A 15,287-nucleotide genomic window follows, 5' to 3' on the forward strand; every position below is an offset into this window, starting at 1 on the left:
ATTTCAAACAAGAAACAAAATAGCAACACATTCCCACCATTAGACACCAGAGAGAATCAAAAATCTCGCCAGCACCAAAACGACCATCTACCGACTCCCCACACCCCACTTCTTAGCCCCCTCACCCCAGCCCTCTCCCCCACGGTGAACGCGAGCAAGACTCGCGTTCAACGAGGGGGAGAGGGGGCTAAGAAACGCGGCGTGACGTCGGTGGTTGGCTGGTTGGACGTTTCTTACCCCCTCTCCCCCACGGTGAACGCGAGCAAGACTCACGTTCAACGCGGGGGTGAGCGGGCTAAGAAACGTGACGTAGCAGCGGTCGAATGGCTCTCTGGGCTTCGCCTTTTCTTGCCCCCTCTCCCCCGGATCCCACCGAAGTGGAGCATCGATGGGATCCGCGGGAGAGGGCTGGGGAGAGCGGGCCAAGAAACGCGGCGTAGCAGCGGTCGAATGGCTCTCTGGGCTTCGCCTTTTCTTGCCCCCTCTCCCCCGGATCCCACCGAAGTGGAGCATCGATGGGATCCGCGGGAGAGGGCTGGGGAGAGGGGGCTAAGAAACGCGGCGTAGCAGCGGTCGAATGGCTCTCTGGGCTTCGCCTTTTCTTGCCCCCTCTCCCCCGGATCCCACCGAAGTGGAGCTTCGATGGGATCTGGGGGAGAGGGCTGGGGTGAGGGGGCAACAGGCGGCAGAGGCGAGACCCGGTGGGAGGTTGGCAGGGGGGGAGAAGGCTGCTGCGGCTACGGTTGGATGGGGTGGCGGCGGGTTCGCCAGGCCACGGTGGTGAAGGTAGCGCAGGCGAGTGGGAAGATGATGTACACAAAGGCGCTCTTTGCGTTGTCGACCCAGGGGAGTTGCTGGGAAGCGGCGATCAGGATCGCTGTGTAGACGACGTATAGCGTCAACATGATCCCACCCTCGCTGCGGCTCACGATCGCGCCGCTGATGAACATCGGCCAACAGAGTAGCGCCGTCATCACCATCGCACTGATGTCGAAAAACAGGATCTCGGTCGCTACCGGTACGCCCGACTGGGATACTAACGATGCGGTCGCCAAGACCATCGATATGTTGAAGATGTTGCTGCCGACCACGTTGCCGACGGCGATGTCACGCTGCCCTTTGGCCGCTGCGACAATCGATGTCGCCAACTCGGGCAGCGACGTGCCCGCGGCGACAATCGTTAACCCGATCACAATGTCGCTGATCCCCAACGATCGAGCGATGGTGGTTGCCGAATCGACCAGCAATTGGGCGCCCCAAACCAATAGCGCTAGTCCGGCCAACAACAGTCCGGCGTTGGACAACAGGACACTCAGCGTTGCTTTCACTGGCTCGGCCGACGGGCCGGACCCGCCGTGCGACTCTGCCCTGCCAGCACGAATCAACCACGCGGTGTAACCAGCGAAAATCAACAGCAGCCCAATTCCCTCCCATCTCTGGATCGATCCGTCCAACGCGGCCATCCAAGCCAGTATGGAAACGGCAACCATGATCGGCACGTCCAGACGAACCAACTGGGATGAAACCGACAGTGGCACGATCAGTGCAGAGAGTCCCAGAATCAACAGAACGTTGAACAGGTTGCTGCCGACCACGTTGCCCAGTGCAATCTGCGAGTCGCCCTTAAGGCTAGAGACCGTCGACACCGCAAGCTCTGGGGCGCTGGTTCCAAAGGCGACCACGGTCAGCCCGATCACCAACGGCGAGATCCGGGCGACCTCCGCAAGCGTCACCGCTCCTCGGACCAAAAGCTCCGCACCCGCAACAAGAATCACCAAGCCAAGCAACAGGAAAAGGTAGACCATTGATCGCTAGCGATAACCTCAAGCATCGGTGAAGGAATGTTCGGATAGACGGATTCTAGTGCGCGGGAGGTCCGACGTGTAGCGGATCTCACCAGAGTTTGGTCGGGCGGCGATTCGCCGCCAAAGACTGGCGACTTCGGCTACGGGAAGCTGCCCCCCCCTCACCCAACCCTCTCCCCCGGATTCCACCGAAGTGGAGCTTCGGTGGGATCCGGGGGAGAGGGTTGGGTGAGGGGGAAGTGATTGCAAATTGCAAAATGGACATTTCAAAATGCAAACTTGGGTGGGTGGACGTTTGGGTAGATCGTTTTCCGATTGGCGATTTGCATTGTTCAATTTGCAATTTGCAATCGTTCTTCGACGGGCCCCCTCACCCAACGCCGTTAAGGAAATTTTTCGAGTGAATTAGGTAACCAGGATAGCTTTTGGAGGGCCATAAATGAAATAAGCCAGGCTCCCCCCAAAATCCTCGACTACATCGTCGAAAGAAAAGGAGCCTGGCTATGAGTAACAGTGGCAAGGATGCTGCTTCGAAACAGAAGCAATCAATGACTCAAGGTGAACAGCTGGCCAAAGCGATTCGCTGGATCGCCAACGACCAATTATTCGCAAAGGTTCGTGTTCACGGCAATGCTAATTGGGTGCCGACTCACTTGATGCAGGTCGCAATTCTATGGGTTTGGAGTAGTCAATCATTGCTCGTCGAATCCACCAAAGACGCGATCAAAAGTGTCGAGAGCTTATTCGGTACGACCGGGATTCATTCGTATCAAACGCTGATCACTGCACTGCAGAAGTACACCGAGCAAATCCTTCCGCCACTGGTCCAACGAATGCATCATTTGATGGAGAAGACAGATCAAGCAAGTTTTCGCATTGGGATTTGGTTGGTGTTGGCCGTCGACGGTTCCCGCTTGGATGCTTGCCGAACCCTGGCCAACGAGAAGCGGTTCTGCAAGCCAAAGAACAAAAGGGGATCGAAGAAGAACAAGAAGAACAAGAAGAACAAGAAGAACAAGAAGAACAAGCGTGGTCGACACGCCAACAAACGAAAACCGGTGAGCAAAAAGAAGAACTACAATCCGCAGCCCGTCGGTCCTCAAGTCTGGCTTACGCTACTGTGGCATGTCGGACAGCGATTGCCATGGGCATGGAAAATCGGACCGAGTTATTCCAGCGAACGAGCCCATCTGTTGGAAATGCTGAATGCTTTAGACCTACCGAAAAACACGCTCATCTGCGGTGATGCTGGTTTCGTCGGCTACGACTTTTGGAACGCGATCGACAGCCACGGCCATCACTTCCTGACGCGTGTCGGAAGCAATTGTCGCTTCCTGAAGCAACTTGGACGGGTTCGCGAACGTGATGGCATCGTGTACTGCTGGCCGAAAGAAAAACAGCAACGCAAGCAGCCGCCGTTGGTCCTTCGGCTACTTCGCTTTCACGACGGACGTGGCGAAGTCTATCTCGTCACCAACGAATTGAACTTACGCAAGTTAAGTGATTCGCGTGCTGGGGAAATTTATCGAAAACGCTGGGGAATCGAAGTGCAATTCCGATCCTTAAAGCAAACTTACGGTCGTTCGAAACTGCTCGGGCGAACGCCGGATGTCGTCGAGCACGAGTTAACCTGGTCGCTTGTCGGTCTTTGGATGGCGCAGTTACTTGCGCTTCGCGAACAAATCGATCGGATCGAACCGGCGGCTCAAACGAGCGTCGCGATGGTGTTACGAATATTGCAAAACATCCTGCACTGCCCCAACGAGATACCCGCGCGGGGCGAATCGCTTCGGAGTCTCTTGGCCGGTGCGTTGACGGATACATACGACCGCGCAAGTAAAAAGAAAAGTCGCAACTACCCACGCCGAAAAGAGGAACCCCGGACCGGCCCACCCACAATTGAACTCGCCACCGCAGAGCAACAGAAGCTTGCCAAAGCTACACTGGACCTCTCAAATGCAGCATGAAAAATTTCCTTAACGGCGTTGCCCCTCACCCCAACCCTCTCCCCCACGATGAACGCGAGCAAAACTCGCGTTCAACGAGGGGGAGAGGGGGCTAAAAAGTGCGGCGCTGGTTGCGGTGGTTGGATTTTGCGTTGGACTTTTCTTGCCCCCTCTCCCCCGGATTCCACCGAAGTGGAGCTTCGGTGGGATCTGGGGGAGAGGGTTGGGGTGAGGGGGCAAAAAGAAGCTTGGAAGTGCGGGTGGCGAAGAGCGTGGTTTAGCGGGAGCTGTCGTTGTCTCTCGATTCCTTCTCGCCCTGCACTTCGGCGGACTCTCTCTGGAGTTCGTCAACTTGCGATTGGAAGTCTGCGATCTTTGGTAACAGGCTTGGATACTGCTCGGCGATGTGATCGAGTTGTCGGGCCAAATCGGTTCTGGCCGCGGAGACATCAGCGCGGTCGCTCTCTCGGTAGTTTCGAAACGCATTGTTCAAACTGCGAATCGTTCCCCTTTCCGCGCCAGCGTTTTCCAGATCTCCGATGATCTCGGCTAGCCGGAACGATAGCTTCAAGTGACCCTGGGGATCGCCGGGCAGTGGGTCGTCAGACATCGGATTCGACCAAGCCGATGCGAAAATATCGTCTTCGCTTTCGCCCGCCTCCATCGAGTTTCCGCTTCCGAACGGCTCATCACCAAAGCTATCCCTGAACTCACGTAACTCTTCTTGCTCTTGTTCCCAATCCTCGATGAACTGATGCGTCGAGAAAGCGAACTCATCGTCCAATTCCAATTGATGCCCATCCAGTATCGTGAAGCCAGGCCCGAACATGCCCGACGCCATTATGTCGCAAATCGGGCAGTCGCAGTCGGGCATGTGTTGCTCGACTTCCGGACCCTCCATTCCTACGATCGGGATGTCGTCACCACGCGGCACGCGGCGGCGACTGCACTCGATGATAAACTCAGGTGGCGCGTCACCTTCGAACGGGTGATGCATCCAGGAATCGCGAACTTCGATCAAATACGTGACCAATGGATCCAGCCAATCACCGCTGGCGTCGACTTTCGAGTCGTCGCTTGCGTCCAGCCGTTCCTGGCACCACTGCCAACCTGCATCGATGATTTCACGGCACAGATCGAAGTAGACAATCATTTCTTCGCGGCCCATCGGAGCGTCCGCGTAACCGAGCACATCATCGGGAGCAGCGATCATCGGCGCCCCGTCGCTGAATCGCATCCGCTGGCCCTCCACAATCGAGTCGCTCCAATCGTGGGCACCGTGCATCGAGTCGCGTGGTCGCTGTCCATCGAGATCGGAACGCGGAGTCATCAACCAATCACGGTGTACCTCGACGGTCACGGCATTCATCGCGACCGAAGGGCCACGACCAGTGTTGTTTTCAACCGGCATCCTTCCTGCGCCGACGACCTTCAGAATCCTGCTTGCCAAGTCGCTGATCATCGGTAAACCGAAAAGAACCTCTCGATCGCATCGTGGAATCTGAATCTCCGTTTCGCGTGGCAATGAAACCAAGCTTGCCTCGGCCGCCTCATGCAACTCCCACCAATCGGGCAACGCGAACGGCAGCGGGCAACGTTGTTTTCCTTTTTCATCGGTCGCCAGTGCCAGAGTTGCTTGGCGTCCCAGCGGTTGCATATCGGAACCGGTAACGATTCGCTTTTGCACCAAGTCGATCGCGAACCAATTTCCATGGCCTTCGATCGCCGCGATAGCTTGGTCACGATCGCAGGGCTGGATCGGCAAGCCATCCAAAAATTCGCAAACACCGGAGTTGAACAGCACTGCATCGGGCCCTGGCAAGCAACGGTAGCGAGGCCAATAGCCCGCAACCTCATCCCAGTTCGCCGGGTCCTCGGACATCGTCGCCCATAACGTCAGCGCCGCGTCGTACTCCACCGCCGCCCCCAGGCGAGACGCGTCGTGTTCAAACACCACGACAACGATCGGCAGCGGTTCGGTACCGTCGACAGGATCAGAATGGCCCATGTCAATCCTCGCTAGAGAGTCGTTCGATTCGTCCGGATACCGTGCCATTATTGCAAATGTCGGCCGAGCCGTGGTCCGAAAATCCGATTCAAAATGGATCGATTGAGGTAGTGGCTAAGTCCGGGTGAGAAGACAGATCGACGTTGGACGCGATTGAGGTTGGGGGATCAGTGAACGATGCCTTTTTTTTTGTTCGCCGTTTTCCGATGAGGAAAAGAGCAAGAGTCGGGCCCCCTCACCCCAACCCTCTCCCCCACGGTGAACGCGAGCAAAACTCGTGTTCAACGCGGGGGAGAGGGGGCTAAAAAGTGGGGCGGTGGTTGCGGTGGTTGGTTGGCATTGCTTGCTTCCTCTCCCCCACGATGAACGCGAGCAAAACTCGCGTTCAAGGCGGGGGAGAGGGGGCTAAAAAGTGTGGCGGTGGTTGCGGTGGTTGGTTGGCATTGCTTGCTTCCTCTCCCCCACGGTGAACGCGAGCAAAACTCGCGTTCAACGCGGGGGAGAGGGGGCTAAAAAGTGGGGCGGTGGTTGCGGTGGTTGGTTGGCATTGCTTGCTTCCTCTCCCCCACGGTGAACGCGAGCAAAACTCGCGTTCAACGCGGGGGAGAGGGGGCTAAAAAGTGGGGCGGTGGTTGCGGTGGTTGGTTGGCATTGCTTGCTTCCTCTCCCCCACGGTGAACGCGAGCAAAACTCGTGTTCAACGCGGGGGAGAGGGGGCTAAAAAGTGGATGCGGTGGTTGGATTTTGCGTTGAACTTTTCTTGCCCCCTCTCCCCCGGATCCCATCGAAGTGGAGCTTCGGTGGGATCTGGGGGAGAGGGTTGGGGTGAGGGGGACTAGCAGACGACGGGGAGGGATACGCGGCGCGGCGCCTTGTGCTTCTACTTGGCTTCTAGTGAGTGGTCTTTTAGCAGTGCGATTAGGTCGGCGGTGGACAGTTTGCCGGCTCGGTCGGTTCCTGCTAGGAGGCTGTCGGCTAGGTCTCGCTTGGTGTGGTGGAGATCGACGATTTGTTCTTCGATCGTGCCTCGGTTGATGAATCGATAGACGTTGACTGGTCGCTGTTGGCCGATGCGATGGGCGCGGTCGGTCGCCTGATCCTCGACCGCTGGGTTCCACCAGGGGTCCATGTGGAACACATAGTCGGCCGCGGTCAGGTTCAGGCCCGTTCCGCCGGCTTTCAAACTGATCAAGAACACGTCGCCCTTGCCTGCCTGGAACGATTCGACAGCCTCCTTGCGTTTGCTCATCGACGTCGAACCATCCAGATACTGGTACGACACTCCCATTCCATCCAGCTCGTCTCGCAGGATCGACAAGTGTTTCACAAATTGGCTGAACACCAGAACCTTGTGTTTGCCATCGACGACCTCGCTGACCTTCTCGCCGAACAGAGCCAGCTTGGAACCGCTGATTCCATCACCGCCGACCAGACTTGGGTGGCAGCACGCCAGTCGCAAACGGGTCAGCTCGGCAAGCACTTGCAAATGCTGTTCGCCACTGGACTTCTCTTCTTTGGCGGATGCCGTAATGTTCTCGATCGCTTTGCGTCGCAGCGCTTCGTACAGTGCGACCTCGGCCGGCGACATCTCGACTTCCAAGACCGTCTCGGATCTGGCGGGCAGCTCCGACAACACCTCCGTCTTGGTACGCCGCAAAAGGAAGGGTTGGATCAGTCGCTTCAGCCGTCGACGCGAATCGCGGCAATTGTCTCGTTCGATCGGGATCGCAAACGATTTGCGAAATTGATCGCTGGACCCCAGCAACCCTGGCACGACGAATCGAAACAGGTTCCACAGTTCGCCCAGATGATTCTCCATCGGTGTCCCGGTCAAGATCACCTTGAAGTCGCCTTCCAACTGCATCACCGCCTGCGATCGTTTGGTATCGGCGTTCTTGATCGCCTGTGCTTCGTCCAACAGGATCGTACGCCAATGCACATTGGTGAAGCGATCGATTTCCGACTGCAGCAACCCGTAGCTGGTGATGATCAAGTCGCCGGGATGAATGTCGTCAAAGAACTGATCGCGGTCGCAGTCACGAAACAGTTTCGGCGTCAGCGTTGGCGCGAATTTTCGAGTCTCACTTTCCCAGTTAAAACCGACCGAGGCGGGTGCGACGATCAGTGCGGGCCCATCGGGCGCGCGTTCGATCAACAACCCCAACGCCTGGATCGTTTTCCCAAGCCCCATATCGTCGGCCAGGCACGCGCCGGTGTTCCAATGCGACAGACGCCGCAGCCACGCGTACCCCTCGACCTGATAGTCACGTAGGCTTGCTTGCAGCGTGGATGGCGGATCGGCCGGGATGGTGCTGGCTTCCTGGATGCGGCGCAGGTGTGACTTCCAATGCTTGTCCGTTTTGCACTGGGTGTCTTCCAACAACGAATCGACCACAAGTGCACGCACGGGAGCGAAACGCACCTTGTTCTTCATCGTTGTCCCGAAGGCAGCGATATCCGACACCCGTTGGCGCAGTTCGTGCGTCAATTCCAAGAACCTCCCGTCGTCAAGTTTGACGAACCGCGACGGTCCGGCCGAGGCCAGATCGAGCAGCGTCATCAAGTCCAACGTCAACTCATCGTCGACGGTCAGCTTCCCCGAGGCCGCAAACCAATCGCGATCCTGTTTGAGACTGACTCGGAAATCGGCGTTGGACGATTGGCCCGCGACCTGATGCGATTTGCCTCGCGGCCAAAGCAGCGTAACCTTACCCTGATCGGCCAGCTTCTGAAGTTCGACAACGAGCTCCAACGCATCGTCGCATTCATCGAACAACCATTCCGTTTGATCGTCGGTCGACGTCCTCACTTCTAGCGGCCGACACTCGGTCAGGATCAGCTGCAATCGATCGCATTCGGCGTCCAGATCACGTGTCGTCGTCAGCGACTTGCCGCCCACGGACGCAAAGACGGATGGGGCACCAACACCGGGGCGACAGAAAGGACCTTCCGCACCCAACGGTTGGACAAACAATTCCGCTCGCAAACCATCCTGGTACGGAGTCAGTTGGGCAACGATACCGTGCGACGACTCGATCGCTTCGCCGCTGGACGGTGCGGCCTCGATGTCCGATTGAACATCGATAACCGCCGCGATCGAGCGAGCGATTTGAGCCACGCGAGCCTGCTGGTCGGCGGGAATGGTGGGCAGATTCGAAATCAGTTCAGCGATCTTCTTTTGACGATCGGAAAACTGGACGACCGAGATCCGGTGCGAACCATCCACTTGAATGCTCATTGACTCACCGCCGCAAGTTGGTTGAACCGCCAGTTTGATCCGCTTCCCCTTTTGCTCGATCGTCAGATGCGGACGAGTCTCTGTGATTTGAATCGGCTCGTCACGTTCACCCAGGTGAAAGATGCTCGGATGATCGACAATCGCTTTGCCGACTCGGGTCGCTGAGAATTCGTAGTACGTTTCGCGATAGCCGTAGGGGTTCGTGTCATAACGCTGGATCATGCATTGACAAATATCGCGATCCTGCTGAGTCAGATACCCGAAATCGGAGGTTTGCCAATTTTCATACAGTCGCCCCAGTGCAACTTTGCGTCCTTTGCTCCAGCCTTTCTTGCCCAGCTTTTGAACAATAGGATAGAGCTCAATCCAATTGCCATCGTCGGAATACTGCAACTCCCAAATCATCCGCTCGGCGTTCAATGGAATCTGCCCTGCGGTGGCTGAACCAGTGTCGGTACCAGCGCACAGATTCTCCAAGGCGGTCAATCCCGAATCCCAAATTGGCGCAGGCTGGATGAAGTCGCCCAGCGATGCGGTGCCCAAACGCTGGTGTGATTGTTTCGCGAATGAGATCAGCTCCGCTTGCTCATTCTTATCGATGGGGAAACGCGACAAGATGATTGCCAGTTCGGCGGCAAACCAATCGGCCCCCGTTGCTCGGCAGACGTCCAATGACGCCCTGATGACTTTGACCGATTCCGTGGTTTTCGCTTCGCTGAGGTACCAAATCCGGTTCCACCCACTGAGCAAACAAACCAAAATCGTTTGATTTAGCGAGAATGATTCGTGCGAATGCTTGTTCCCGATCAGATCTGTCTGATAGGCCAGAGCGGCGGATAGAGGTAACTCGGTCCAATCGTAATCGTTCCTCCAGTCGGACACGACTTTGGCAATCTGACGAAGTTTTTTCTGAGCCGCAGGCGAGTTCTGACGCAGTAGCAACAACCCATAAAATACCGAGGACAAGTGGCGGAGATTGATCTTGCGTGTCTTCGTCCGCTTGCGAGTCTCTTTGTCCGCAGTTTCAAAATGTTTCAAGGCCGATTCGTAGTCGCCCTGCAAGAAGGCGATGCATCCTTGAATCTCTGATCTGGGCGTACCGACCCGGTCAGCAAATTTCCTGAGGGCCGGGATGTTTCCCTGCGAAGCAAAAAGATCAATTGCGGCGACAATGACCTCCTCGGGTAGCCGTTCGAATACGTCCAGCACACTTTCAATCTCGTCTACCAAACCGGACCGGCGAGCGTCCCCATGATTGATCAAGTCTCCACAAGAGCTGGCGAAAAAATGGGCCTGAAATTTTGGATGCAACCCCTTGAATACATCTAGGCAAAACGGAAAAAGCACGACCGGATTGAAACTATGGTACTGACCAAGCTTGGTCCAAGTTTCCCAATCACCTCGGTAAAACGCGAACCGCATTTGCCGGACTGCGGTGACTTGATCGTGGGCGTAAAATGTCGAATAGGATTGCCTTTCGAGTCTTTCCCGGACATCCTCCGCAATTCCGCTAGCCAAAGAATCTCGAAATACGTAATCAACCAGTTTGCTGGTAACTTCGACGGGACCTTGCCTCGAGTTGCTCAGATAGACAAGCAAGCCCTGTTCAATCGCCTGAGCCAGTTCAAGGCGATGCTGCTGGTAGTGAACAAGATGCTGATCTTCATGCATGACTCCCACATTGGCCGCAAACTCGACCAGCGACGTTTTCGTCATTGGCTTGCTAGACGCAGCGACTTGCAGGATCTTTTTGATCGTCGGAGCGAGCTGTTTGTAACTTTTGATCAACTGTTGCTGAGCATTCATGCAGAAGCGCTTTTCGCAAGGCAAGCAAAGGATTGTTCGTCAAGCAAATCATGATAGTGACTCGATCGCGTTGGGGTGAATGCCCCCATCGCCGTGCGGCTACTCAATGCACCGCGGGAAAGTGCCGGAACGGAAGAACTGGACGCGGCTACGAGTCCCTGGCCCCCGTATCACAAAACAAACTTGGGGGGGGCTGATCCTGCGTCAGATCATCCATCATGACCGTCAACGGTCTCGAAGCGGACGCGATCATCGACTACTCTCATCTTGTCATTCGCCCCGCCCCCCCAAATGATTCAAGATTGCGACACAGACCTATGGATACTGGACTCAACGGAAAAACAGTGGTCGTGATCGGCGCCGCTCGTGGGATCGGCCGAGCGGTTGCGGATGCATTCCTTGACGAAGGTTGCGATGTGATTGCCGCCGACGCGGATCCTTCCGTGCTGAAGCAGTCACGCCAGCGGGTGACAGGCAAGGTGATTGACGTCACCAATTTGCAGCAAGTCGAGTTGCTTGCGAGCGAATCCGGGGACGTTTCTCACGTCGTTTTTACCGTCGCTGTTGGAAGCGGTCACTACGGATTCCCGTTCTGGAATGTGCCACCGGTCGAGTGGGCACGCGTTTTGGAAGTCAACTTGATGGGAGCCGTCCATGTGGCGCACGCGTTCGCTCCGCTGCTTGCCAGTCGCGGGGACGGCAGCCTTTTATTTTATGTCTCCGTCGCCGGTCAAATCGGCTCGCAAACGGATCCACCCTACAGCGCATCCAAGGCTGCACTGATCAACTTCACCCAGTGCGCCGGCAAGGACCTGGCATCCTCCGGCGTACGCGTCAACGCGATCGCACCGGGAATGGTGAAGACGGACCTGAACCAAGCGGTCTGGGAATCGAGTCGCGGTGGAGCCCCCGACCAGCAAGGGCAGACCTATGAACAGTGGGCAGCCGAGAAAATCCGACGCGTTTCTCCGCTGGGGCGATGGCAAGAGCTAGACGAAATCGCAGCGACCACCGTGTTCCTTGCGTCCGATGCCGCTCGCAACATCACCGGCCAAACGATCAACATCGACGGCGGCCAAGTCATGCACTCCTAGGACAAAACGATGAAGTGGTGGGAGATCGCCGAAGGTCTTCGCGATGTGCGTCAACGGGGTATGTTGATTGTCATCACGCGTCGGTATCGGACGCCTTCGATTTTGGGACGACATGACGTTTGCACGCCACATTTAGGAAGAAAAAATGAAAGAACGAATCGCAGTCACGGCCGCCAGCGGTCATCTGGGCTCGGAAATCGTCCGCGCCGCAATCGAGATCGTCGGCTCCGAAAACGTGGTTGGACTCGCCCGCACGCCTCGCAAAGCCGAGGCACTCGGAGTCGAAATACGGCCCGGCGACTACACTTCACCGGACGACTTGGAACGGTCGCTCCACGATATCGGCACTTTGCTCCTGATATCCGGAATGGACGCACCCGACAAACGGATCCTGCAGCATCGCAACGTCATCGAATCAGCCAAACGGGCGGGCGTGACGAAAATCGTCTACACCAGCATCCAAGGAGCCGAAGAAGGCACCGCCTTCTCGCCGATCGTCCAAAGCAACCGGCAAACGGAAGAGGACGTTCGCAACAGCGGTCTCTCATGGTCGATCGGACGCAACGGTATCTACATCGAACCGGATGTTGACTACATCGCGACCTATATCGAACGAGGAGAAATTGCGAACTGCGCGGGCGACCAGAAGTGTGGCTACACGACGCGTTCCGAACTGGCATACGCATACGCCCGCATGATGACGGGATCGGAACACAACGGTCAAACTTACAATTTGCATGGCGAAGCGATCACTCAGCAGCAATTAGCCGAGTTCATGAACGCTGCTTTTGGCACCGACTTGAAATACAGACCAATGTCGGTCCAGGAATACCGCGAAGATCGAGTCGCCGAACTTGGCGAATTTCTAGGCGGCGTGATCGCTGGAATCTACGAAGGGATTCGTATGGGTGCGGCAAACAACGAAAGCCAGTTTGCGAAAGCTGCTGGTCGAGACCATGTCAGCTGGGCAACCTATTTCGGTGGCCTGAAACCGATCAAGCCGTCATCGGGATCCTAGTCGCCCGAACCCTTCGTCCCATTTTTCGCAGTGCGGGCCGTGAAACGACGCAGCCGCGACGCAGCAGAATCGAAGAATCGATGACCGCCCAGGATGCTTCCTCTGATCCGGACCGACGAAGTCACACCAACTAGACTTGCACGCGTGCGTGTTTGAATGAACGCGGATGGTGATCCGTCGCTGATCATTTGGCGTTCACCGGCCCCCCAACGGTTATCCCAGGAAAGCGTGGACCACTGACCATGAAATACGTCCTTGTTGTTCTGATCGCGATTCTTCCCGCAGTTTCGACGGTAGCCGACGAACGTCCAAGATCGGAGGCGAGGGCCAAGCCGATGGTTCATCCCGGACTGCTCCACAGTCGCCCCGAGCTGAATTTCATCCAACAGAAGATTCAGACCGGCCAACAGCCCTGGAAGTCGGCGTGGGATCAGCTGCAATCGGCCGAGGTCGCTTCGTTGGACTATTCCCCATCGCCGACAGCCGGGGTTGTACGCGGAGTTCGAAACAATCCGAACATCGGCAGTTCGGATATGTCCCGCGACGCAGCGGCTGCTTACGCCCATGCTTTGCAGTGGAGCCTGACGCAGAATGCGGCGCACGCAAAGAAGGCGATCGAAATCCTGAACGCCTGGGCAGACACGCTCGAGTCCGTTTCCGGTCACGATGCGAAACTGTTGGTCGGGATGGACGGAGTCGCGTTTTGCAACGCGGCTGAGCTGATTCGGCACACCAGCACCCAGTGGCGGGCCGAGGATCAGAAAACGTTCGAGCGAATGCTCCGTCAGGTCTTCTACCCTGTGATCAAGGACTTCTTTCCCACCGCCAACGGCAACTGGGACGCATCCATGATCCAAACCATGATCGCGATGGGAATCTATCTGGACGATCACGCGATGTTCGACCGCGCGGCGGATTACTTCTTGCAGGGTTCAGGCAACGGGGCAATTGAAAACTATTTGAACGAATGGGGCCAGTGTCAGGAGAGTGGACGAGACCAGTCGCATGTGCAGATGGGGTTGGGGTTCCTCGCCTGCGCCTGCGAGATGGCTTGGAAGCAGGGCGTCGACCTGTATGCCGCGGCCGACAATCGTCTCGCAATGGGTTTCGAATACACGGCAAAATACAACTTGGGTGACGACGTGCCGTACCAACGGTACCGAAGTGTGGGAGACCGGTACGACTATCCCGCGATCTCATCCAAAGGACGGGGACGCTTCCGCCCGATCTACCAGCGAGTCGTCCATCATTACCACGATCGAATGGGGATGGACATGCCGTCTAGCCTGCGAGTCGCAGACCAGGAACGCCCCGAAGGATCGCATCGTCAACACATGTCGTGGGGAACTCTGACATCCTTTGGATTGCCGGAGGAAAAGAACGCAACGCAGAAGAACGCAACAGAGGACAAGGACGCTCCGGGCGGGATCTCACCGCCGAAGGATGCGGCGACGAACAATCCAGCGTTCGACGAATCGACGTCCCGCAGCGATTTCCCCGTGGTGCTCGGTCACGGAGTTGGCAGATTCAAAGTCGGAACGAGGATGGCTCGTGATCACTTCGAAACCCTCGACAACTGGGTCGTCCAGATTCAGCCGCGATCGGGATTCGCGCCCGCCAAGGTGATGGCGACGGGACACTCGCTTGATTGCCAGTTGCCAGGACGCGGATGCACGGTGTGGTTCAAACAGAAGCTGCCCACACGCGTTGCGATTACTTACGACGTGCTTTGCCCCACATCGAAACCGGCGATCCGGGGACAGCAGCCACGCGACATCAACAACTTTTGGATGGCGACGGATCCACTGGATCGCGACCTGGGGCTGTTCGACTCGGACCAGTACACCGGCAAATTTTCCACTTATGACAAGCTTCACGGCTACTACGCCAGCACGGGTGGGGGTGGATCGGTCGCCAACTTGACCACCCGAATGCGGCGATATCCTCGAGAAGTGGACGGCAAGCCATCCGATCATTTGGCACTGAACGACAAGGACGGAAAACCCGGCTACCTGATCACACCGGACAAAGTGATGTCGGTACAACTGGTCGCATTTGACGACGTGATCCAATACGTCGTTGATGGCAAGCTTATCTACCAAATTGCGGCCGGCGACCCAGTCCAGATCGAAGGACGCGACAGCCAAGGCAAGCCGACGGTGCGGCAGGCCAACTATGATGTCGATCGATTTCCCGTCTATCGCCAAGGCTATTTTGGGTTTCGCATGGTTGGCACCCACCATATCTATACGAATTTCCAAGTCTTTCACCTGGAACCGGCGGACGGCACGAAAACAAAACCGGCGGGTGCACCTGCCGCGGTCAAACAATGATCTGCACTGCCGGACGATCAGGAATGACATCCACGGGAC

The 15,287-nt window shown here is 56.7% G+C and carries 8 protein-coding genes; 5 read left to right on the forward strand and 3 right to left on the reverse strand.

The genetic code is table 11. From position 1 onward, the window contains the following. Positions 1 to 737 precede the first annotated feature (737 nt). Positions 738 to 1,805 (reverse strand): calcium/sodium antiporter, encoded by a 1,068-nt coding sequence (locus K227x_RS15880; protein WP_145170945.1) that lies wholly within the window; start codon positions 1,803 to 1,805, stop codon positions 738 to 740. A gap of 503 nt (positions 1,806 to 2,308) precedes the next feature. Here K227x_RS15880 and K227x_RS15885 point away from each other — a divergent pair. Further along, positions 2,309 to 3,772 carry an IS4 family transposase gene (locus tag K227x_RS15885; RefSeq protein ID WP_145170947.1) on the forward strand — a complete coding sequence of 488 codons (1,464 nt, stop codon included), beginning with the start codon at positions 2,309 to 2,311 and terminating at the stop codon, positions 3,770 to 3,772. Between the two features lie 256 nt (positions 3,773 to 4,028). Here K227x_RS15885 and K227x_RS15890 read toward each other — a convergent pair whose 3' ends face one another. Beyond that, positions 4,029 to 5,759, reverse strand: a complete 1,731-nt coding sequence (locus K227x_RS15890; protein WP_145170949.1) for a hypothetical protein — start codon at positions 5,757 to 5,759, stop codon at positions 4,029 to 4,031. An 880-nt stretch (positions 5,760 to 6,639) separates the two neighbouring features. After that, the gene (locus K227x_RS15895; RefSeq protein ID WP_218933290.1) at positions 6,640 to 10,035 is read right to left on the reverse strand and encodes a DEAD/DEAH box helicase; all 3,396 of its coding nucleotides are present in this window, start codon (positions 10,033 to 10,035) and stop codon (positions 6,640 to 6,642) included. Positions 10,036 to 10,359: 324 nt separating this feature from the next. Between K227x_RS15895 and K227x_RS30635 the strand changes: the two genes are divergently transcribed. From K227x_RS30635 to K227x_RS31195, 4 genes are all read left to right on the forward strand, one after another. After that, positions 10,360 to 10,857, forward strand: a complete 498-nt coding sequence (locus K227x_RS30635; protein ID WP_218933291.1) for a hypothetical protein — start codon at positions 10,360 to 10,362, stop codon at positions 10,855 to 10,857. Between the two features lie 263 nt (positions 10,858 to 11,120). Then, entirely contained in the window at positions 11,121 to 11,897 is a 777-nt protein-coding gene (locus K227x_RS15900) for an SDR family NAD(P)-dependent oxidoreductase (RefSeq protein WP_145170953.1), read from the forward strand. Between the two features lie 145 nt (positions 11,898 to 12,042). Then, positions 12,043 to 12,915, forward strand: coding sequence for an SDR family oxidoreductase (locus K227x_RS15905; RefSeq protein WP_145170955.1), 873 nt, complete (start codon positions 12,043 to 12,045; stop codon positions 12,913 to 12,915). 242 nt (positions 12,916 to 13,157) lie between these two features. Next, complete coding sequence (locus tag K227x_RS31195; RefSeq protein WP_246145840.1) at positions 13,158 to 15,248, forward strand: DUF6250 domain-containing protein; 2,091 nt, start codon at positions 13,158 to 13,160, stop codon at positions 15,246 to 15,248. Positions 15,249 to 15,287 lie beyond the last annotated feature (39 nt).

The organism is Rubripirellula lacrimiformis (genome assembly GCF_007741535.1).
GTDB lineage: Bacteria > Planctomycetota > Planctomycetia > Pirellulales > Pirellulaceae > Rubripirellula > Rubripirellula lacrimiformis.

What these genes read in the sequence shown, in the direction of transcription:
- K227x_RS15890 (WP_145170949.1), bottom strand. Translation starts at nt 5,759, where the DNA reads ATGGGCCATTCTGATCCTGTCGACGGTACCGAACCGCTGCCGATCGTT.
- K227x_RS15880 (WP_145170945.1), bottom strand. Translation starts at nt 1,805, where the DNA reads ATGGTCTACCTTTTCCTGTTGCTTGGCTTGGTGATTCTTGTTGCGGGT.
- K227x_RS15900 (WP_145170953.1), top strand. Translation starts at nt 11,121, where the DNA reads ATGGATACTGGACTCAACGGAAAAACAGTGGTCGTGATCGGCGCCGCT.
- K227x_RS31195 (WP_246145840.1), top strand. Translation starts at nt 13,158, where the DNA reads ATGAAATACGTCCTTGTTGTTCTGATCGCGATTCTTCCCGCAGTTTCG.
- K227x_RS15885 (WP_145170947.1), top strand. Translation starts at nt 2,309, where the DNA reads ATGAGTAACAGTGGCAAGGATGCTGCTTCGAAACAGAAGCAATCAATG.
- K227x_RS30635 (WP_218933291.1), top strand. Translation starts at nt 10,360, where the DNA reads ATGGTACTGACCAAGCTTGGTCCAAGTTTCCCAATCACCTCGGTAAAA.
- K227x_RS15905 (WP_145170955.1), top strand. Translation starts at nt 12,043, where the DNA reads ATGAAAGAACGAATCGCAGTCACGGCCGCCAGCGGTCATCTGGGCTCG.